At 63.5% G+C, this 19,879-nt stretch carries 22 protein-coding genes and 1 riboswitch; of the genes, 6 read left to right on the top strand and 16 right to left on the bottom strand.

Features of this window, described 5'->3' with window-relative positions; genetic code table 11:
- Positions 1 to 2: 2 nt before the first annotated feature.
- The 9 genes from cobC to cobO all read right to left on the bottom strand — a co-directional run bounded on the left by cobC (position 3) and on the right by cobO (position 8,128).
- Complete coding sequence (cobC, locus tag PVZ80_RS29090; protein ID WP_273864897.1) at positions 3 to 578, bottom strand: alpha-ribazole phosphatase family protein; 576 nt, start codon at positions 576 to 578, stop codon at positions 3 to 5.
- The gene (gene cobT, locus PVZ80_RS29095) at positions 575 to 1,630 is read right to left on the bottom strand and encodes a nicotinate-nucleotide--dimethylbenzimidazole phosphoribosyltransferase (protein WP_257373079.1); all 1,056 of its coding nucleotides are present in this window, start codon (positions 1,628 to 1,630) and stop codon (positions 575 to 577) included. Before cobT ends, cobC begins: the two co-directional genes overlap by 4 nt.
- Complete coding sequence (gene cobU, locus PVZ80_RS29100) at positions 1,627 to 2,148, bottom strand: bifunctional adenosylcobinamide kinase/adenosylcobinamide-phosphate guanylyltransferase (RefSeq protein WP_016702500.1); 522 nt, start codon at positions 2,146 to 2,148, stop codon at positions 1,627 to 1,629. The genes cobT and cobU overlap by 4 nt, the downstream gene beginning before the upstream one ends.
- Before the next feature lie 61 nt (positions 2,149 to 2,209).
- Positions 2,210 to 3,661 carry a cobyric acid synthase gene (locus PVZ80_RS29105; RefSeq protein ID WP_016702501.1) on the bottom strand — a complete coding sequence of 484 codons (1,452 nt, stop codon included), beginning with the start codon at positions 3,659 to 3,661 and terminating at the stop codon, positions 2,210 to 2,212.
- Positions 3,658 to 4,650, bottom strand: coding sequence for a threonine-phosphate decarboxylase CobD (gene cobD, locus PVZ80_RS29110; protein ID WP_009050259.1), 993 nt, complete (start codon positions 4,648 to 4,650; stop codon positions 3,658 to 3,660). The genes PVZ80_RS29105 and cobD overlap by 4 nt, the downstream gene beginning before the upstream one ends.
- Entirely contained in the window at positions 4,643 to 5,551 is a 909-nt protein-coding gene (cbiB, locus tag PVZ80_RS29115) for an adenosylcobinamide-phosphate synthase CbiB (protein WP_009050260.1), read from the bottom strand. The genes cobD and cbiB overlap by 8 nt, the downstream gene beginning before the upstream one ends.
- Positions 5,548 to 6,198 (bottom strand): 5,6-dimethylbenzimidazole synthase, encoded by a 651-nt coding sequence (gene bluB, locus PVZ80_RS29120; RefSeq protein ID WP_101283177.1) that lies wholly within the window; start codon positions 6,196 to 6,198, stop codon positions 5,548 to 5,550. Before bluB ends, cbiB begins: the two co-directional genes overlap by 4 nt.
- Positions 6,195 to 7,520 (bottom strand): cobyrinate a,c-diamide synthase, encoded by a 1,326-nt coding sequence (locus tag PVZ80_RS29125; protein ID WP_028683145.1) that lies wholly within the window; start codon positions 7,518 to 7,520, stop codon positions 6,195 to 6,197. Before PVZ80_RS29125 ends, bluB begins: the two co-directional genes overlap by 4 nt.
- Complete coding sequence (gene cobO, locus PVZ80_RS29130; RefSeq protein WP_025805652.1) at positions 7,517 to 8,128, bottom strand: cob(I)yrinic acid a,c-diamide adenosyltransferase; 612 nt, start codon at positions 8,126 to 8,128, stop codon at positions 7,517 to 7,519. The genes PVZ80_RS29125 and cobO overlap by 4 nt, the downstream gene beginning before the upstream one ends.
- 80 nt (positions 8,129 to 8,208) lie before the next feature.
- Positions 8,209 to 8,444: riboswitch (cobalamin riboswitch) on the bottom strand.
- Between the two features lie 171 nt (positions 8,445 to 8,615).
- Here cobO and PVZ80_RS29135 point away from each other — a divergent pair.
- On the top strand, positions 8,616 to 9,197 hold the full coding sequence (locus PVZ80_RS29135; RefSeq protein ID WP_124335356.1) for a hypothetical protein: 582 nt from the start codon (positions 8,616 to 8,618) through the stop codon (positions 9,195 to 9,197).
- Positions 9,198 to 9,269: 72 nt separating this feature from the next.
- Positions 9,270 to 10,589, top strand: coding sequence for a PQQ-dependent sugar dehydrogenase (locus PVZ80_RS29140; RefSeq protein WP_273864898.1), 1,320 nt, complete (start codon positions 9,270 to 9,272; stop codon positions 10,587 to 10,589).
- 2 nt (positions 10,590 to 10,591) lie between these two features.
- Here the strand turns inward: PVZ80_RS29140 and PVZ80_RS29145 are convergent, their stop codons facing one another.
- From PVZ80_RS29145 to PVZ80_RS29170, 6 genes are all read right to left on the bottom strand, one after another.
- Complete coding sequence (locus tag PVZ80_RS29145) at positions 10,592 to 11,254, bottom strand: O-methyltransferase (RefSeq protein ID WP_101283181.1); 663 nt, start codon at positions 11,252 to 11,254, stop codon at positions 10,592 to 10,594.
- A 25-nt stretch (positions 11,255 to 11,279) separates the two neighbouring features.
- Positions 11,280 to 11,813 carry a C40 family peptidase gene (locus tag PVZ80_RS29150; protein WP_124301972.1) on the bottom strand — a complete coding sequence of 178 codons (534 nt, stop codon included), beginning with the start codon at positions 11,811 to 11,813 and terminating at the stop codon, positions 11,280 to 11,282.
- A gap of 165 nt (positions 11,814 to 11,978) precedes the next feature.
- A complete protein-coding gene (locus tag PVZ80_RS29155; RefSeq protein WP_009050267.1) occupies positions 11,979 to 12,599 on the bottom strand; it encodes a C40 family peptidase in 621 nt (206 codons plus the stop codon).
- Between the two features lie 214 nt (positions 12,600 to 12,813).
- Positions 12,814 to 13,518, bottom strand: a complete 705-nt coding sequence (gene hda, locus PVZ80_RS29160; RefSeq protein ID WP_007898944.1) for a DnaA regulatory inactivator Hda — start codon at positions 13,516 to 13,518, stop codon at positions 12,814 to 12,816.
- A gap of 228 nt (positions 13,519 to 13,746) precedes the next feature.
- Complete coding sequence (locus PVZ80_RS29165) at positions 13,747 to 14,820, bottom strand: AI-2E family transporter (protein WP_009050268.1); 1,074 nt, start codon at positions 14,818 to 14,820, stop codon at positions 13,747 to 13,749.
- Positions 14,821 to 14,856: 36 nt separating this feature from the next.
- Positions 14,857 to 15,894, bottom strand: coding sequence for a DUF2066 domain-containing protein (locus tag PVZ80_RS29170; protein ID WP_210532620.1), 1,038 nt, complete (start codon positions 15,892 to 15,894; stop codon positions 14,857 to 14,859).
- Positions 15,895 to 16,279: 385 nt separating this feature from the next.
- Here PVZ80_RS29170 and purM point away from each other — a divergent pair, with 385 nt between their 5' ends.
- The 4 genes from purM (at position 16,280) to PVZ80_RS29190 (ending at position 19,240) form a co-directional block, all read left to right on the top strand.
- The gene (gene purM, locus PVZ80_RS29175; RefSeq protein WP_009050270.1) at positions 16,280 to 17,338 is read left to right on the top strand and encodes a phosphoribosylformylglycinamidine cyclo-ligase; all 1,059 of its coding nucleotides are present in this window, start codon (positions 16,280 to 16,282) and stop codon (positions 17,336 to 17,338) included.
- A gap of 11 nt (positions 17,339 to 17,349) precedes the next feature.
- Positions 17,350 to 18,000, top strand: a complete 651-nt coding sequence (purN, locus tag PVZ80_RS29180) for a phosphoribosylglycinamide formyltransferase (protein ID WP_009050271.1) — start codon at positions 17,350 to 17,352, stop codon at positions 17,998 to 18,000.
- An 8-nt stretch (positions 18,001 to 18,008) separates the two neighbouring features.
- Positions 18,009 to 18,722 carry a DUF3108 domain-containing protein gene (locus PVZ80_RS29185; RefSeq protein WP_007927772.1) on the top strand — a complete coding sequence of 238 codons (714 nt, stop codon included), beginning with the start codon at positions 18,009 to 18,011 and terminating at the stop codon, positions 18,720 to 18,722.
- A 329-nt stretch (positions 18,723 to 19,051) separates the two neighbouring features.
- Positions 19,052 to 19,240 (top strand): hypothetical protein, encoded by a 189-nt coding sequence (locus PVZ80_RS29190; RefSeq protein WP_016702508.1) that lies wholly within the window; start codon positions 19,052 to 19,054, stop codon positions 19,238 to 19,240.
- A gap of 94 nt (positions 19,241 to 19,334) precedes the next feature.
- On the opposite strand, the gene PVZ80_RS29195 is transcribed toward PVZ80_RS29190, so the two are convergent.
- Positions 19,335 to 19,874, bottom strand: a complete 540-nt coding sequence (locus PVZ80_RS29195) for a DUF2058 domain-containing protein (RefSeq protein WP_007927770.1) — start codon at positions 19,872 to 19,874, stop codon at positions 19,335 to 19,337.
- Positions 19,875 to 19,879: the final 5 nt, after the last annotated feature.

The following is a 19,879-nucleotide window of genomic DNA, read 5'->3' on the forward strand; positions in this document are numbered from 1 at the left end:
GCTCAGACTCCTTCGCTCAACACCAGGCCGGCCTCGACAGTCAGGGCGAACAAGGCACCGTGAGCGACCTCGACGCTCAGTAACTGCTCGCGCGGCAACCCCCGGGCCTGGGCCAATAACAAGCGCATGACTCCGCCATGGCTGACCAGCAGCACCCGCTCGCCGGCATGACGCTGGTGCAGACGTTCGACCGCCCCCAGCACCCGCTCGGAAAACGCCAGCACCGGCTCGCCCTGCGGCGGAGTAAAGGCATAGGGATCAGCCCAGAACCGCCCCAGCGCCTCAGCATCGGTCGCCATCAGCGCCGCCGCGCTCTGCCCCTCCCAGGCGCCGAAATGCAGTTCCTGCAGATCCGGGTCCAGGCTCACCGGCAGCGCCAGGCGCGCACCCAGTTCCTCGGCGAAACGCGCACAGCGTTGCAAGGGCGAACTCACCAGCCGATCCCAGGGTCCCTGGCCGGCAACGGCGGCACGCATCTGCTGCCATCCGGCGTCGGTCAGGGCATCGTCGAGGCTGCCGCGCAGGCCGCCACCGAGCTCGGTTTCACCATGGCGCAGCAGGTCCAGGCGCAAGGTCATGCAGGGCGATCCGCCACGGCCGCTTCGGCGAAAGTCGCCATCTGCCCGTGCAGGTCGCAGGCCAGGCGCAGCAATGGCACCGCCAGCGCCGCGCCGCTACCCTCGCCCAGGCGCAGGCCGAGGTCCAGCAAAGGCTCGGCCTCGAGGGTTTGCAGGATATGCCGATGCCCCGGCTCGGCCCCACGGTGGCCGAACAGCAACCACTGCCGGCACCCGGGGTTGAGCCGCACCGCCACCAGCGCCGCCACGCTGCAAATGAAGCCGTCGACCAGCACCGCCACGCCTTCCTGGGCACAGGCCAGGTACGCCCCCACCAGCGCAGCAATTTCGAAACCGCCAAGGTTGAACAAGGTCTGCACGGCATCGCCACGCTGGGCCGCATGCAGGCTCAAGGCACGCTCGATCACTCGCGCCTTGTGGCTGACACCCGCCGCATTCAGGCCGGTGCCCGGACCCGCCAGGAGCGCTACCGGAATGTCCAGCAAGGCACAGGCCACGGCACTGGCCGCGGTGGTGTTGCCAATGCCCATCTCGCCACCGATAAACAGCTCGCTGCCCTGCTCGACAGCCCGCAGCACACTGTCACGTCCGGCCTGTAGGGCCTGCTCGCCCTGGGTCTGGGTCATGGCCGGCCCCTCGACGAAGTTGCGGGTACCCGCCCCGAGATTCAAATGACGCACGCCAGGCAGGTTCAGCCCGGGCGTCACCGTGCCGAGGTCGACCACTTCCAGGTGTGCCCGCAGCTGTCGCGCCAACACGCTGATGGCCGCGCCGCCGGTGACGAAGTTGTGCAGCATCTGCCCGGTGACTTCCTGCGGATAAGCCGAAACGCCCTCGGCCACCACCCCGTGGTCGCCGGCGAAAATCGCGATCCACAGCTGCTCCAGGCCAGGCTTTACCCGCCCCTGCAAGCCGGCCAGCTGTACCGCTACCCGCTCCAGCTGCCCCAGCGAACCCGTGGGCTTGGTCAACTGCTGCTGACGCGACTGCGCCGCCTCCAGGGCTTGAGTGTCGAGCGCCTTGCACGGCCGCAGCCACCAGAAGTCATTCATAACGCAGTTCCTTTCAGAGTCAGGGGCAGGCCGGCCACCGTCAGCACTACCCGCTGACAACGCTCGGCCAGGGCTTGATGCAGCCAACCGGCTTCATCGACATAACGGCGAGTCAATTCGCCCAGCGGCACGACACCCATTCCGGTCTCGTTGCTGACAAAAATGATTTCGCCCGGCAGCGACGCCAGGCACTGCAACAGCGCTTCGCGCTCACTGGCGAGCCGCTCGGCATCCTCCAGCAGCAACAGGTTGGTCAGCCACAAGGTCAGGCAATCCACCAGCAGGCAGCGTTCGGCGCTCGCCGCTTCACGCAGCACTCGCGCCAGCTCCAGGGGTTCCTCGATCAATGCCCATTCGGCCGGACGCCGTTCGCGGTGATGCTCGATGCGCTGGTTCATTTCGCCGTCCAGCGCCTGGCTGGTGGCGATATAGGTCACGGCCAGGCCGCTCTCGCCGGCGAGCTTTTCAGCCAGGCGACTCTTGCCGGAGCGGGCACCGCCGAGGATCAGTTGCAACATGCTTGGAAACCCTTGAATTGAGGTACAGCCACAGCGGCGCCGCAATACCGGCGCCGACGCTCTAAAGCCCGCAAAGCTGGCGCAGGTGCTCGGTGTCCAGATGCTGTTCCACCAGATCGGCCAGGCGCTCGATGTCGCGCTCGCGCAGGGCGTGGTAGTCGACCGCCTGCACCTCGCGCAACCCCGCCCAGCGCAGCAATGCGCTGCAGGCCGCCGGCGCCTCGAACAGGCCGTGCAGGTAGGTACCGAGAATCTGCCCATCGTCACTGCGCGCACCGTCGCAACGACCGTCATCCAGAGTCACGGCCGGCAGTTCCAGCGCAGGCCCCGTGGTGACCCCGGCATGGATCTCGTAACCGCTGACCTCGGCCTCCTCTAGCGCCAGGCGTCCACGCACGTTGCGCAGTTGCTTCTCTTCTTCCAGCACCGTCTCGAACGCCAGCAGCCCCAGCCCGGCGCTGGAACCTGGCGCGCCTTCCAGCCCCAGGGGATCGTGCAACTGCTCGCCGAGCATCTGCAAACCACCGCAGATGCCCAGCACCTTGCCGCCATAGCGCAGGTGCCGGGCGATGGCCCTGTCCCAGCCCTGGGCACGCAGATACGCCAGGTCGCTGCGCACGCTTTTCGAGCCGGGCAGGATGATCAGGTCGGCCGGCGGAATCGCTTGGCCCGGACCGATAAATTGCAGGTCCACCTGGGGGTGCAGGCGCAGCGGGTCGAAGTCGGTGTGATTGCTGATGCGCGGCAACACCGGCACCAGCACTTTCAGCACCTGCTCGGCCTTGTCGGCCTGACGTTGGTCGATGCCGTCCTCGGCTTCCAGATGCAGGTCCAGCACGTAGGGCAGCACGCCGATCACCGGTTTGCCGGTACGCGCTTCGAGCCAGTCGAGGCCCGGTTGCAACAGGGCGATATCGCCGCGAAAACGGTTGATGATGAAACCTTTGACCCGCGCCTGCTCGCTCGGCGACAACAGCTCCAGGGTGCCCACCAGATGGGCGAAAACCCCGCCGCGGTTGATGTCGGCGATCAGCAGCACCGGGCAGTCCACCGCTTCGGCAAAGCCCATGTTGGCGATGTCGCCGGCCCGCAGGTTGATCTCCGCCGGCGAGCCCGCGCCCTCCACCATCACCACCGGATAGGCCGCGCTCAGGCGTTGGTGAGAGGCCAGCACCGCCTGCATGGCGATGGCCTTGTAGTCGTGATAGGCCACCGCGTTCATGGTGGTCACCGCGCGACCGTGAATGATCACCTGGGCCCCGGTGTCGCTGTTGGGCTTGAGCAGCACCGGGTTCATGTCGGTGTGTGGCGCCAGGTGCGCGGCCTGGGCCTGCACCGCCTGGGCGCGGCCGATCTCGCCGCCGTCGGCGGTCACCGCGCTGTTGAGGGCCATGTTCTGCGGCTTGAAAGGCACGACGCCGACACCCTGGCGCGTCAGCCAGCGGCAGAGGGCCGTCACCAGGGTGCTTTTACCGGCATCGGAAGTGGTGCCCTGCACCATCAGGGTGGTCATGGATGTTCCTTGGCGTAGGCGACGAAGGCCTGTTCGAGACGCGACCAGTCGGCTTCATCGGCCGGCAGGCCGAAGCGCAGGCTGCTGTTATGGGTGAACAACCGCAGCAGGATGCCCCGGCGCGCCATGAACTCATGCAACAGCTCGGCGCGATCGGTGATCAGCCACTGGAACAGCGCACAGCCACCCTGGGGTTTCAGGCCGTGGCGCTCGAGCAAGTGCGCCAAACGCAGGCTCGCCACTTCGCTGCGCAGCCGTTGCCGCGCATGGCCTTGGCTGTCGCGCAGGCACACCTGGCCCAGCACCCGGGTCGGTCCGCTGACGGCCCAGGGGCCGACCTGTTCGGCCAGCAGCTTGAGCAACTTGCGCTCGGCCAGGACGAAGCCCAGGCGCACACCGGCCAGGCCGAAAAACTTGCCGAAGGAGCGCAGGACGATCAACCCCACCTGATCGGCCTGGGCCGCCAGGCTCAGCTGGGGCGTGTTGTCCATGAAGGCTTCGTCGACCACCAGCCAGCCACCGCGCTGCGCCAAGCGCGCATGCCAGTCCAGGAGGCGCTCCGGGGTCAGGCTCAGGCCCGTGGGGTTGTTCGGGTTGACCACCACCAGCACGTCCAGGCTATCGAGGAAAAAGTCCACTTCCTGTTCCAGCACTTCACGCACGATGTAGCCGCTGCGGCGCCAGGCTTCGGCGTGTTCGGCATAACAGGGCGACAGCACGCCGACCTTGCCGGCGCGGCGCAAACGCGGAAGCAGCTGAATCGCCGCCTGGGAGCCAGGTACCGGCAACACATGGGCGGCGCCGTAGTAGTCGCGGGCAGCCTGCTCCAGGCCATCGTCGGTTTCCGGCAGGCGCGCCCAGGCCCGTATGCCGATCTCGGGAATCGGCCACGGCCAGGGCGCCAGGCCGCTGGACAGGTCCAGCCAGTCGGCCTCGGCGATGCCGTATTGCTCGGCCGCCTTGCGCAGGCGACCACCGTGCTCAAGCATAGAATTCAGCTCCCACGCAGAGAATCAGCAGCCATAACCAGACCCCGCGCTGTACCAGTTGCCAGCCGCGATCGATGGACGAAGCGTCGGCCGCCGTCCCCTCGCCCAGCTGCGGCCGCTGGTGCAGCTCGCCGTGATAGATCGCCGCGCCGCCCAGCTCGACACCCAGGGCTCCGGCCCCGGCCGCCATCACCGGCCCGGCGTTCGGACTGTCCCAGGTCGGCCCCTGGCGGCGCCAGCATTTCAGCGCCAGGCGGGTCTTGCCCAGCAACGCGTAAGTCAGGGCCACCAGGCGGGCCGGAATATAGTTGAGCAGGTCGTCGATCTTCGCCGCCGCCCAGCCGAAACGCTCGAAACGCTCATTACGATAGCCCCACATCGCATCCAGGGTGTTGCTCAGGCGGTAGAGCACCACGCCTGGCGCGCCGGCCACGGCAAACCAGAACAGGGCGGCGAACACCGCGTCGCTGCCGTTCTCCAGCACCGACTCGGTGGCGGCGCGGGCGACTTCGGTGGCATCCAGCTCGCTGGTCTGGCGACTGACCAGATAACCGACCCGCTGCCGCGCCTGATCCAGGTCGTCGCTGCGCAAGGCCTGGGCCACCGGCTCGACATGCTCGCCAAGGCTGCGCAGGCCGAGGGCGCAGTACAGCGCCAGGATCTCGAACAACCAGCCGATATAGGGCAGCCAGGAAAACAACGTCGCCAGCAGGGTCAGCGGCAGCACTGCGATGACCCAGGCAGTGACGCCATGACTGCGCCAGCCGCGACCGCCGGAGTTGAAACGTTGCTCGATGCGATCGGCAAAACGACCGAACGCCACCAGCGGATGCCAGCGTTTGGGTTCGCCCAGCAACGCGTCCAGCGCTACCCCGGCGACACTCAGCAACGCCACACTCATTGACTCACTCCCCAGTAATTTTCATACAGCAATTCACTCAGCGAACGCTCCCGCGCCCAGCCTTCGAGCACCAGCATCGGCGCCGGGTAAAACTCGCCGACCGGACCCAGGCACAACACCGCCAGCGGCTTGGCTCCGGCCGGCAAGCCAAGCAGCTCGGCCAGGGCAACGGGCTCGAACAGCGACACCCAGCCCATGCCCAGCCCTTCGGCCCGGGCCGCCAGCCAGAGGTTCTGAATCGCGCAGGAGAGCGAAGCCAGGTCCATCTCCGGCAAGGTACGCCGGCCAAAAATATGCCGCTCACGGTCGTCCATCAGCGCCGCCACCAGGACCTCGGCGCAGTCGTTGATGCCTTCGACCTTGAGTTTCATGAACTCATCGGAGCGTTCGCCCAGAGCCTCGGCGGTGCGCACCCGTTCCTCTTCCACCAGTTGCTGGATCTGCTCACGCAACGGTCGGTCGCTGATACGGATGAAACGCCAAGGCTGCATCAGGCCGACGCTGGGCGCCTGGTGCGCCGCCTCCAGCAGGCGACGCAGGACCTGTGGTTCGACCGTGCCCCCGACGAAGTGGCGCATGTCACGACGTTCGGCGATCGCGCGATAGACCGCGTCGCGTTCGGCTGCGGAAAAGGCGTTGTCGGTCATGGGCACCGCGCGAGCACGCTCGCTCCTGCCGGCGCCAGCAGGGCCGCCACCGCTTCGGGGTTGGACGGAAAATAGAAATGCACATAGGAGGCGGTCATCCGCCCTTCGCGGTAAACCGCTTCCGCGCCGCGCCCGCCATTCGGGCTCAGGCCGCGGGCGATCGGCGCAAGCTCGGTGCTGGTCAACGAATGATGGTAGGTATGCCCGCGCAGCGAACCTTCCGGCAGTTCCACCGCCTGCAAGGCCAGGGCCGCCAGGCGCTTTTGCATCACCGCATCGCCGGGCAACAGGCCCAGCAGTTCGGCGCGCTCGCCGTCGACATCGGTCAGGGAGTCCAGCAGATACAACATGCCGCCGCACTCGGCGAGCAAGGGTTTGCCGGCGGCGTGATGCGCGCGGATCGCACTGAGCATCGAGCCGTTCGCCGCCAGCGCCCGGTGATGCAACTCCGGGTAACCGCCCGGCAGGTACAGGCTGTCCGCCTCGGGCAGTGCCGCGTCATGGAGCGGCGAGAAAAAGTCCAGCTCGGCGCCCATGGCCCGCAGCAGATCCAGGCTCGCGCCATAGGTAAAGGCAAAGGCTTCGTCGCGGGCCACGGCAATGCGCACCCCGGCCAACAGCGGCTCGACGGCAACCGTCTGGGGAGCGGCAAACGCCACGGCGGGCGGCAAGGCCACTTCGCAGCTGTCAGCCAAGGCGGCTGCCGCCGCGTCGAGACGCAGATCCAGATCGTTGAGTTCGCTGGCCTGCACCAGCCCCAGATGGCGGCTGGGCAGTTCGATGCCGGTTTCCCGGGACAGCGCGCCGTACCAGCGCAGGCCTTCGGTCAGGCTGCCTTCGAGCAACTGCGCATGGCGCAAGGTACCGACGCGGTTGGCCAGCACCCCGGCGAACGGCAGGTCCGGCTGATAGCGCGCCAGCCCCAACGCCAGGGCCCCGAAGGTCTGGGCCATGGCGGTGCCATCGATTACCGCGAGCACTGGCACCCCGAAATGCCGCGCCAGGTCGGCGCTGGACGGCGTGCCGTCGAACAGCCCCATCACGCCCTCGATCAGGATCAGGTCCGCCTCGCCGGCGGCCTCCCACAACAGGCGGCGGCTTTCCTGTTCGCCGACCATCCACATGTCCAGCTGATACACCGGCGCACCGCTGGCGCGCTCGAGAATCATCGGGTCGAGAAAATCCGGGCCGCATTTGAACACGCGCACCTTGCGCCCCTGATTGCGATGCAGTCGGGCGAGCGCGGCGGTCACGGTGGTCTTGCCCTGACCGGAAGCCGGCGCGGCAATCAATACCGCCGGGCAATGACGGGCATCACTCACAGTTCGACGCCTTTTTGCGCTTTGATCCCGGCCTGGAAGGCATGCTTGACCATGCCCATTTCAGTGACGGTGTCGGCCAGTTCGATCATCTCCGGCTTGGCGCCACGCCCGGTGACCACCACATGCTGCATTGGCGGCCGGGCCTGCAGGTCGCTGAGCACCTGGTCCAGGTCCAGATAGCCGTGCTTGAGGGCGATGTTTAATTCGTCGAGCACCACCAGGCCGATGTTCGGGTCGCTCAGCAGCTCGCGGGAAACCGCCCAGGCGGCTTCGGCAGCGGCGATGTCGCGCTGGCGGTCCTGAGTTTCCCAGGTGAAACCTTCGCCCATGACATGGAAACGCACCTGCTCCGGGAAACGTCGGAAGAACAATTCCTCGCCGGTGCTGTTGCGGCCCTTGATGAACTGCACCACGCCGCACTGCATGCCGTGGCCCATGGCCCGCGCGAGCATGCCGAAGGCCGAGCTGCTTTTGCCTTTGCCGTTGCCGGTCAGCACCAGCAGCAAGCCGCATTCGTTCGGCGAGTTGGCGATGCGTTCATCGATCACGGCTTTTTTGCGCAACATGCGCGCCAGATGGCGTTCGTCACGATCAGGGGATTCAGTCATGGGGCAGCTCTCCGTTGGGGCTGGATAACGGGGGGCAGGAATAGGAATAGACGGCGCAAGCCTGGCATCGCCCACCGTGATGCCGTTGGATGGATCAGGCCGGTCTCCGGGCTTGTGAGTGGCTGGGATGCCCAACTGCGCGCCTTCCCATGTCGACAGTCGACACAGTGGCATCAGGCGCAGTCTTGACTCATTTACCGTTGCGGGGGCAGCGCCGGAATCGTCGTGCGTGCGCCTTCGGCACGCGTACTCACCGGCTTCCCTGTTTCACTCTGTCGACCTGCGGCCACAGAGCACCTGAAACAAGTCGCGAAGGTTAGAGGGTTGGGGGTGGAGCGTCAATTAAAGCCGGGGCCCGGCAGATCGACGAATGGCTGCCATATCGGAAAAATGACGCCAATCTTGTGCCACACTCAACGCAGTGATATCAAATAGCCATAATCGCGTTAAAAAACTCCAATATCTCAACAATAATAGGAAAAGTCCGATGCAAGGCATGATCATCAGCAATCCGAAACTGGAATTCCTGCGCCCTGCCCTGGAACGCTGGTTCGATTGCATCGACCGCTACAACGCCGTGCGCGGCGATAACGAAAGCCCTTACTGGTTCGACGAAAAAGCCAACCTGGGATTGCTCTCGGCGGCGGCCTGGATGGCGGAGATGGTCACCCTGGAACACACACCGAGCAAAAAACAGCTCGAGGACGGCGACCGCAGCGGCCGCACCGACCTGTACATCGCCACGCAGGAGGAGCGTGTCTATATCCAGACCACCCAGCGCTGGCCCCGGGTCAATAGCCTGCACCTGACCCAACCGTTGCTGGATGCCGCCAGCGACGCGAAAAAAGCCAGCTACCCCAGCGACCTGAAACTCGGCTGCCTGTTCGTCACGCCGCAGAAAACCCAGCACAGCGCCACCCCGGAAGAACTGCAGGACATGGTCGACGACCTGCAAAAGGAACACTGCTGCGCCGTCGCCTGGTACTTCCCCTACGCGTACCGCAAATTGCGCAACGAAGCCGGCAACTATCACCCCGGCGTTGCCGTGCTGTTCAAGGAAGCACGCTGAGCAGGTGGAACCATCGTCCATCTGTGCTTCTCTATGACTACACCGACTTCGTGCATTCATAGGGAAATCAGCATGCTCAAGCTTCGATACGCCATCCTTGTCGCCGTCGCCGCAGGCCTCGCCGCCTGTGGCGAAACTTCCACCCTCCAGGTCTCCGACGGCACCGGCCCCTCGCCGAAATTGCCCGAACCGAACAAGACCCTGTTCCCGACCGTGAACATCGCGCCCGCGATCGGCTGGCCGCAAGGCGCCAAACCGGTGGCCGCCGCCGGCACCCAGGTGGCCGCATTCGCCGAAGGCCTGGAGCATCCGCGCTGGCTGTACGTGCTACCCAATGGCGACGTACTGGTGGCAGAGACCAACGCCCCGCCCTCCCCCGATGACAGCAAAGGTTTCCGCGGCTGGATCGCCAGCAAGATCATGAGCCGTGCCGGCGCTGGCGTGCCCAGCCCGAACCGCATCACCCTGCTGCGGGACAAGGATCACGATGGCGTGGCGGAAACCCGCACGGTGTTCCTGGAAAACCTCAACTCGCCGTTCGGCATGACCCTGGTGGGCAATGACCTGTATGTCGCCGACACCGATCGCCTGCTGCGCTTCCCCTATAAGGACGGCGACACCAAGATCAACGCCCAGCCGACCAAGGTGGTCGACCTGCCTGGTGGCAAGCTGAACCACCACTGGACCAAAAACGTGATTGCCAGCAAGGACGGCAGCAAGCTGTACGTCACGGTCGGCTCCAACAGCAACGTCGGCGAAAACGGCATGGACCAGGAGGAAGGTCGCGCTGCCATCTGGGAAGTCGACCGCGCCACCGGCAAGCAACGGATTTTCGCCTCAGGCCTGCGCAACCCCAACGGTATGGCCTGGGAACCGCAAAGTGGCCAGCTGTGGACCGCGGTCAACGAGCGCGACGAGATCGGCAGCGATCTGGTGCCGGACTACATCACCTCGGTCAAGGACGGCGCCTTCTACGGCTGGCCATTCAGCTACTACGGCCAGCATGTGGACGTGCGAGTCACTCCGCAGAACCCGGACCTGGTGGCCAAGGCCATCTCCCCGGATTATGCCGTCGGCCCGCATACCGCCTCCCTCGGCCTGGCATTCGCCGAAGGCAGCAAGCTGCCGGCGCCGTTCACCCAGGGCGTGTTCATCGGCCAGCATGGCTCGTGGAACCGCAAGCCCCACAGCGGCTACAAAGTGATCTTCGTGCCCTTCGCCAATGGCAAGCCGGTGGGCCAACCGGTGGACGTCCTGACCGGCTTCCTCAGCGCCGATGAGAAAGCCATGGGCCGGCCGGTCGGCGTAGTGATCGACAAGCAAGGGGATCTGCTGGTGGCCGATGATGTCGGCAACAAGGTCTGGCGCGTGTCAGCAGCCAAGGCGCAATAGGTTCAGCGCTTGCGGCACAGGGTCAAGCCATCCCCCAGGGGCAGCAGCGACAGGTCGACACGCGGGTCATCCTTCAAGGCACGATTGAGTGCCTGGATGGCTCGGGTGTCTTCGCTCTGGGGATTCTCCTCCAGCACCCGACCGCTCCACAGCGTGTTATCGAACACCGCCAGCCCGCCCACGCGCAGCAGGCGCAGGGCACTTTCCAGATAAGCCGGGTAATTGGCCTTGTCGGCGTCGATGAAGACCAGGTCGAAACCACCCTCGCCCTCCTCCTGCTCGATCTTGGCCAAGGTCTCCAGGGCCGGCGCCAGACGCAACTCGACTCGCCCGGCGACACCTGCTTCCCGCCAGTAGCGGCGCGCAGTGGCGTTGTAATCACCCGGGATGTCACAGCAGATCAACTGGCCATCGTCCGGCAAGGCCGCGGCCATGGACAAGGCGCTGTAGCCGGTGAAGGTCCCCACCTCCAGCACACGCCGGGCACCGATAAGCTTGACCAGCAAGGCGAGGAACTGCCCCTGTTCGGGCGCCACCTGCCAGCGCGCCATGGGCAGTGCCTGGGTTTCGTCACGCAGACGGCGCAGCAGCGGCGTTTCGCGCAGGGAAACGTCGAGCAGGTAGTGATAGAGGGCGTCGTCGAGGTTGAGGGTACGAGCGGTCATGGCAACCTCAACATTGAGATAGGACCTAAGGGTTGTGCGCCAGATGCTCTGGCTGCAACACGCGCTTGGCGCTCAGGTAGGCTTTTTGCCAATAGGCCTTGGACAGGCTGTCCAGCTTCACCGTACCGCCGGTGGCCGGTGCATGGACGAAGCGGCCTTCACCGACATAGATGCCCGCGTGGCTGACCTGAGAACCGCCATTGGTGGCAAAAAATATCAGGTCGCCGGTCTGCAAGGCGTTCTTGCCGACATTCGGCGCACGCATGCCGATCATTTCGCGAGTCGAGCGCGGCAACGAGATACCGGCCGCGTCGCGATAGACGTAGCCGATCAGGCCACTGCAATCGAAACCGGAATCCGGTGTGTTGCCGCCCCAGCGATAAGGCGTGCCCACCAGGCCCAACGCACGAAACAGCACGTCTTCGGCAGCGGGCGAGAAGGTCTGGGGAGTATTGAAAACGGGAGCACGTACCACAGGCGCGGGTGGTGGGGTACGGCCGGCACACGCGCTGAGCAGCGCGGCGAGAACAATCAATGCGAGGCGGGCCGACGTCGACATATGCAGAACAATCCTGATCTGGATGCGGCTTTCTCTGCCGTGAGGCCGAAAACAAAACCGCGTAAGCAGGGCTTACGCGGTTAGTTTTCAACAATAGATCAGGATTCTAGCGTCTACGCGCCAAACTTCAAGTAAGACTTTAACTTCACCTTACAAAAAGTCCGCTTACTTGCGTGCGGTGACCACAGTCGGGGCCATTGCGAGGGCGCGTTTGGCTTCGATGAAGGTCTTGCTCCAGTAGCTGTCGCCCAGGCTGTCCACTCGCACACCACCGCTGCGGCGGCTGCTGGAATGGATGAACTGGTCATCGCCCAGGTAGATGCCAGCGTGGCTTACGCGACCGCGGCGGCCATTGGTGGCGAAGAACAACAGGTCGCCCGGCTGCAGCTTGTTACGCGCAACCAGCGGAGCGTCAACGTTGATCATTTCACGGGTGGAGCGCGGCAGATTCATGCCGGCTTCTTCACGGAACAGGTAGCCGATGAAACCGCTGCAATCGAAACCGGCTTCAGAGGTACCGCCGAAACGGTAACGGGTACCGATCAGGGACATGCCACGCTCGAGGATACTGTCGGCCAAGACTGGCAGCTGGTAAGGCTTGCTGTCAGCGAACTCGGCGAGTTCTTTTTCGGTTGCCAGCTCTTCCTGGAAAATAGCGGAAGACTGGGCTTTTGAAGAGTTTTGAGCCTGTTGCTGCTCTTGTTGGCTCACCGGAGAGTGGGTGGCGCAACCAAACAACAGGGTGACGAGTGCAAGAGGCACGAGGGGTGCGAAGCGCTTCAGCATGGGCACGACCGTGGCTTAAAGTTATAAAGAAGCCGCGACTATGCCTTCTATCGCTCTAATTTGCAAATTCAATCGATTGAAATGTGACTTATCGGTTTCTACTCAACATCTAAGGCCTTAAGCCCAATTTAAACGCACGCGCCTCTGGAAACGCTTCCGGATGCGGGTTTTCTGGCGCCTGAAATATACCAAAAAGCCACTACCGCCCGCGGATTTACCAGCCCAGGGTTTCCTTGAGGAAGGGAATGGTGAGCTTGCGCTGAGCCTGCAAGGACGCCTGATCGAGGCGCTCCAGCAGTTCGAACAAGGCGCTCATGCTGCGGGTGCCGCGGGTCAGGATAAAGTGCCCGACTTCGTCGGTCAGGTGCAGCCCGCGACGCGAGGCGCGCAATTGCAATGCACGCAATTTGTCTTCGTCAGAGAGCGGGCGCATCTGGAAGATCAGCGCCAGGGTCAGGCGGGATTTGAGGTCCGCCAGCTTCACTGGCAACTCCCGGGGAGAGGTCGAGGCCGCGATCAACAGACGCCGGCCGCTGTCACGCAGGCGGTTGAACAGATGAAACAGCGCCTCTTCCCAGTCGGCCTTGCCTGCCACCGCTTGCAAGTCGTCCAGGCAGACCAGCTCGTACTGTTCCAGGTTGTCGAGGATTTCGATGCCGCGATCCAGCAATTCCGCCAGGGGCAGATAGACCGCTGGCTCCCCCAGTTGCTCGAACCGCAGGCAGGCCGCCTGCAGCAAGTGCGTACGCCCTACCCCATCCTTGCCCCAGAGGTAGATCAGGCTTTCGGTCCAGCCGGCGTCGGCTTCGCAAAGCCGCTCGACATAGCCGAGTGCAGCGGCATTGGCGCCTGGGTAGTAGTTGATGAAGGTGGCGTCATCACGCAGACGCACACCTAGGGGCAGCTGAATCGGTTTCATGCTGACTGAACAGTTCCAAACGAACCGTTAGTGGCCTCTGTGTAAAGTTTGCAAAGTTTATACCCGTGACGCCGGGCGCACAATGCAACAGACCACAAGCAAAATCAAAGGTTTGCGTTAGCCTGATGAAATCACGGGGGGTTCTTTGACGGTGGATGTGACAGCTGTAAAGGCTCTCAAAGGCGCCCGCCTGAAACACGGGCGCCCCTAAAGCATCAACAGTAGGCGTTACTGCTCGGACTCCTCTACACCGCTATAGATGTCCGAATCCTTGTACAAGTCGTGCACATGGCGCACCAGCACCATGATCACTGCCGCCACCGGCAAGGCCAGCAGGATGCCGGTGAAACCGAACAACTCGCCCCCCGCGAGAATCGCGAAGATCACCGCCACCGGGTGCAGGCCGATCCGATCCCCCACCAGCAAGGGGGTCAGCACCATGCCCTCCAGGGCCTGGCCAACCATAAACACCGCCACGATGCCGATCATCGGGTACAGGTCGCCGCCGAACTGGAACAATCCGGCAATCAGCGCTGCGCCGATGCCGATGACAAAGCCCATGTACGGCACGATGGCCGCCAGGCCGGCAATCAGGCCGATCAACAGGCCCAGCTCAAGCCCGACCAGCATCAGGCCGGCGGCATAGATCATTCCCAGAGCGACCATCACCAGCAGCTGACCACGGACGAACGCCCCCAGCACCTCATGGCATTCCCCGGCCAGCGCCACCACCCGCTCCTCGCGATCACGAGGCAACAGGCTGCGGATCTTCGCCATCATCAGGTCCCAGTCGCGCAGCAGGTAAAAGCTGACCACCGGAATCAGCACCAGGTTGGCCAGCCAGCCGATCAGCGCCAGGCTGGAGGCCGTTGCCTGGCTCAGGACCACGCCGACGATATCGGTGGTCTGCCCCATGTGTTCGCTGATCGCCGCCTTGACCTTGTCGAACTTCCAGAAACCGTCGGACAAGCCCAGCTTGGACTGCGCCCAGGGCATCGCCGTGTGCTGCAACCAATCGAGCATCTGCGGCGCCAGCTCGTACAGGCGCAGCAGCTGCTTGGCGAGCATAGGCACCAGCACCAACAACAACGCCATGACGATCAGGGTGAACAGGGCAAATACCGCCACCACGCCCCAGGTGCGCGACAAGCCGAGCTTTTCCAGGCGGTCCACCAGCGGATCGAACAGATAGGCCAACAGCAAGGCCACCAGGAACGGCGTCAGGATCGGATGCAACAGGTACACAAAACCACCGAGCAGGACCAACCCACCCAACCAGACCCATCGACGCGTATCAGCCATGAACCACTCCATTGCTTTTATATAAAGAAAGAAAACCTACCAGCGAAAATGCAGTTGCGCGGCCGGTGCAGGCGCGGGCGCTGGTGTCGCGCCTTCGACAACCGGCTGGACAGGCGCAGCGCCCGCTGGGACCTCCTGCAACCGAGCCAGGCTCAGCTGCGCGCGCAATTGCTCGGCACTGCCGCTGACCCGGTACACCGAGCGATCGCCATCGACGCTCTGCAAACGCCCACCGAAGGGTTCGAGCAAACGCCCCAACGCCGCATAACGTTCCAGATTCATGCCCTGCACTTCCAGCAACTGCTCGCTGGATGCGCCCGGCTTGACCACGAACCGCGGCGCCAGGCGCTGGCTGACCGCCAATAGCACGGCATCGGCCAAGGCCGGCACATCGGCGCCCTGGACGCTGCCCTGCTCCTTCTGGTCCCCCATCCACAGGCGCCATTTGGCCTGCCACTGACCGCCCTCTTCACTGGCGTGCACCGCCAGCAGGGCGTCCGCGCCGTAACGCTCCGACGCAGCACGCAATGGCGCCGAATCGGAACCTTCGAGATTCGGCGCCGTGGCGACGATCTGTTCGTTCAGGTCAGCCAGCGGCAAACGCAGCGGCAAGCCGCGATGCAGGGCTGCACGGCGCAACGGCGTGGCACTGGCCTGGCCATCGCCGACCAGGCTGGAACCTTCACTGGAGTCGGTCAGCCACCAGCCGAGAATCGATGGGCGATTACTGCCCCACAGCGACAGGCCAGCCTGGCGCAACGCCCGATCGGTGCTGGCCGGATCGAAGTCGACCTGCAGGCTCTCGGGAGGACCGGCGTCGTAGCCGTACTGGCTGATGATCTGCTGCGGGTCCTTGCGGATCGCCGCCAGCCCCGGGCTCTGCAAGGCCTTGCTATCGCCGGTCAGGCGCAGCACCAGGGTTTCCAGGGCCCGCTGGGTGGCCTGATCGCGCTCGCCAGGGGACTGGCTGCCGACCGGTTCACGGACCTGATACAGGTTATTGAGGGTTTCGGCATGACTCGCCAGGCTGAACAATGACAAACAGCCCATAAAAAGAAATTTGCACAAACGCATGGAGGATTCCCGACGACAAAAGGCGGCTGGAACGGACCGCATGAACAGGATTGACCCAGGCTGTGACCACAAAGCCCAGGCAAACATTCACCCGATCGATGGAAGTTTTCGTGCTGTCATAACGACAGCGAGTACAAGGCTATACCTTATACAGTCCTGAGCGACGCGATCGACACACGCAATTGCAGTTTTTTTAAGCGGATATGCCCTGCCCGTCGGCCCGAGGATGGCCGCTACACCTCAAGCCTGATAAAATCGCGCGCCTTCGCAGACCGGCAACAGCCGGGGTCGCTGAAATGATTGCGTGGCATTGCCGCCGCGACTGTTTCAATGGCCTCCCTGGACTCGGTCGATACCCCCTGAATCCCCCCTAAAGGCCTGGATCATGAGCAAGCAACCCTCCCTGAGCTACAAAGACGCCGGTGTAGACATCGACGCCGGTGAAGCATTGGTCGAACGCATCAAGAGCGTCGCCAAGCGCACTGCGCGCCCGGAAGTCATGGGCGGCCTGGGCGGTTTCGGCGCCCTCTGCGAAATCCCGGCCGGCTACAAGCAGCCGGTACTGGTCTCCGGCACCGACGGCGTGGGCACCAAGCTGCGCCTGGCACTGAACCTGAACAAGCATGACAGCATCGGCCAGGACCTGGTCGCCATGTGCGTCAACGACCTGGTGGTCTGCGGTGCCGAGCCGCTGTTTTTCCTCGACTACTACGCCACCGGCAAACTGAACGTCGACGTCGCCGCCACCGTGGTTACCGGCATCGGTGCCGGCTGCGAACTGGCTGGCTGCTCCCTGGTTGGCGGTGAAACCGCTGAAATGCCAGGCATGTACGAAGGCGAAGACTACGACCTGGCCGGCTTCTGCGTCGGCGTGGTGGAAAAAGCCGAAATCATCGACGGCTCCAAGGTTGCCACCGGCGACGCCCTGCTGGCCCTGCCGTCTTCCGGTCCGCACTCCAACGGCTACTCGCTGATCCGCAAGATCATCGAAGTCTCCGGCGCCGACATCGAAACCGTCCAGCTCGACGGCAAGCCGTTGACCGAACTGCTGATGGCCCCGACCCGCATCTACGTCAAGCCACTGCTCAAGCTGATCAAGGACACTGGCGCGGTCAAAGCCATGGCCCACATCACTGGCGGCGGCCTGCTGGACAACATCCCGCGCGTTCTGCCAAAAGGCGCCCAGGCCGTGGTCGACGTGGCCAGCTGGCAGCGTCCGGCGGTATTCGACTGGCTGCAAGAGAAGGGCAATGTCGAAGAACACGAAATGCACCGCGTGCTGAACTGCGGCGTGGGCATGGTGATCTGCGTGGCTCAGGAGCACGTTGAAAGCGCCCTGAACGTCCTGCGCGAAGCCGGCGAACAGCCTTGGGTCATTGGTCAGATCGCTAGCGCCGCCGAAGGCGCTGCCCAGGTCGAGCTGAAAAACCTCAAGGCACATTGATGCAAGAGCCGATGCCAGCCACCTGTGATGTAGTGGTGCTGTTGTCCGGTACCGGCAGCAACTTGCAGGCCCTGATCGACAGTACCCGGGCCGACGACAGCCCGGTACGCATCCGCGCGGTGATTTCCAACCGCGCCGATGCCTACGGCCTGCAACGCGCCCAGGACGCGGGTATCGATACCCGCGCCCTCGATCACAAAGCATTCGAAGGCCGCGAGGCCTTCGATGCCGCACTGATCGAACTGATCGACGCCTTCCAGCCCAAGCTCGTGGTGCTTGCCGGGTTCATGCGCATTCTCAGCGCGGATTTCGTTCGGCACTACCAGGGTCGCCTGCTCAATATCCATCCTTCGCTGCTACCCAAATACAAAGGGTTACACACTCATCAGCGAGCGCTGGAGGCCGGAGACACCGAGCACGGCTGCAGCGTGCACTTTGTGACAGAGGAACTCGATGGCGGACCACTGGTCGTACAGGCAGTGATCCCGGTAGAGTTGCACGACTCGCCGCAAAGCCTGGCGCAGCGGGTCCACGTCCAGGAACACCGGATTTACCCGATGGCCGTACGCTGGTTTGCCGAAGGTCGACTCACACTCGGCGAACAGGGTGCTTTACTGGATGGTCAGTTACTGGCCGCCAGTGGCCACTTGATTCGTAATTAGGAGATTTTATGCGTCGCGCCCTGCTCTTCGCTTGTGCTCTGCTCGCCCTGCCTTTCGCGCAGGCTGCAGACCTTCAACCCTTCTCCGCCAGCTATACCGCCGACTGGAAACAGCTGCCGATGAGCGGTACCGCCGAACGCAGCCTGGAAAAGAAAGGCGACGGCACCTGGAAGCTGAGCTTCAAGGCTTCGATGATGATCGCCAGCCTGACTGAAGAAAGCACCCTGACGCTCGACAAGGACACCCTGCTGCCGCAGTCCTATCACTTCGAGCGCGGCGGCCTGGGCAAAGCCAAGAAGGCCGACCTGGACTTTGACTGGAACGCCAAGATGGTCACCGGCACCGATCGCGGCGATGCGGTCAAGATCCCGCTCAATCGCGGCATGGTCGACAAATCCACCTACCAGCTCGCCTTGCAGCACGATGTGGCCGCCGGCAAGAAAAGCATGAGCTATCAGGTTGTCGATGATGGCGAAGTCGACACCTACGACTTCCGTGTCCTGGGCTCGGAAAAAGTCGACACCAAGGCCGGCCAGATCGACGCGATCAAGGTCGAGCGCGTGCGCGACCCGACACAAAGCAAACGCATCACCGTCATGTGGTTCGCCAAGGACTGGGATTACCTGCTGGTTCGCCTGCAACAGGTCGAAACCGACGGCAAGGAGTACAACATCATGCTCCTGAACGGCACCGTCAACGGCAAGACCGTCAAAGGCAGCTAAGCCGCACGACAATGAAAAAGCCCCGCCGATGCGGGGCTTTTTTTCGCCTGGTGTTTCTATTTGGCCGCTCAAGCACAGCCCTCCTGGCGACCCGACAGGCTCGCTCGCCGAGCAAAAATGCCCGGCACAACAGCCGCCCAACATGAAACTTTTGTCATGAAACTCCGGCCCCTGCGACCGAATGCCACAGTTTCCGCGGCCTGCGGGACTGTTTCGAAATCTGCAAAAGATTGTTGCATTTGAAAGCAATTTACTTAGCCAGCTAACAAAATATATAACGGAGTCCTGCACACGCCTTGCTGCAGATCAATAGAGATTGGAGCTAGCAGATGACTGTAAAAGTAACTGAACGCGACGATTCACACATGTCCCATGAAGGCGTAGCCGCAGGTGTACGGATCTGGGACGTGCATCAACAAGACTTGCTGGTGGGAATGTTTCATTCCGAGAGCGATGCCCATAATTACAAGGCCGAACTGGAGAAGCTGGAGCAGAACCGCGCACCGCAAAGCTCCTGACCTCACACTGACTGCCGCGGCTGCCGCCACGCATCGGTAGCCGCTTCAGAAACAACAAACCCCGCTCATGGCGGGGTTTGTTGTTTCTGCGGGTTTACCACATCAGATCGTCAGGGATCTGGTAGGCCGCGTACGGATCGTCCTCGTCCGGCGCCTCGGTCGGCGTGTTGAGCTGAACGATGCGCCGTGGATCGCGCTCCTGGATCTTCAGCGCGGCTTCACGCGGGATGACTTCATAACCGCCGGCATGGTGCACGATGGCCAGCGAGCCGCTGCTCAGCTTGTTGCGCATCAGGGTGTTCACCGACAGGCGCTTGACCTTCTTGTCGTCGACGAAGTTGTAGTAGTCCTCGGTGGTCAGCTTTGGCAGGCGCGACACTTCGATCAGTTGCTTGATCTGCGCGGCACGGGCCTTCTGCTCGGCCTTCTCTTGCTGCTGGCGGTTGAGTTCCTGGTCACGCTTGACCTTCTCGGCTTGCGCCTCCTGGGCCAGGCGCGCCTGGGTATCGTCCGCCTCGACCTGGCCCTTATGGACCAGGCGTTGCTGCTTCTGTTTCTCTTTGCTGACCTGCTTGGCCTGCTTTTGGTTGACCAGCCCTGCTTTGAGCAACTGGTCGCGAAGGGAAAGGCTCATTGGTG

The organism is Pseudomonas sp. B3G-3, assembly GCF_028640915.1.
Lineage (GTDB): Bacteria > Pseudomonadota > Gammaproteobacteria > Pseudomonadales > Pseudomonadaceae > Aquipseudomonas > Aquipseudomonas chlororaphis_I.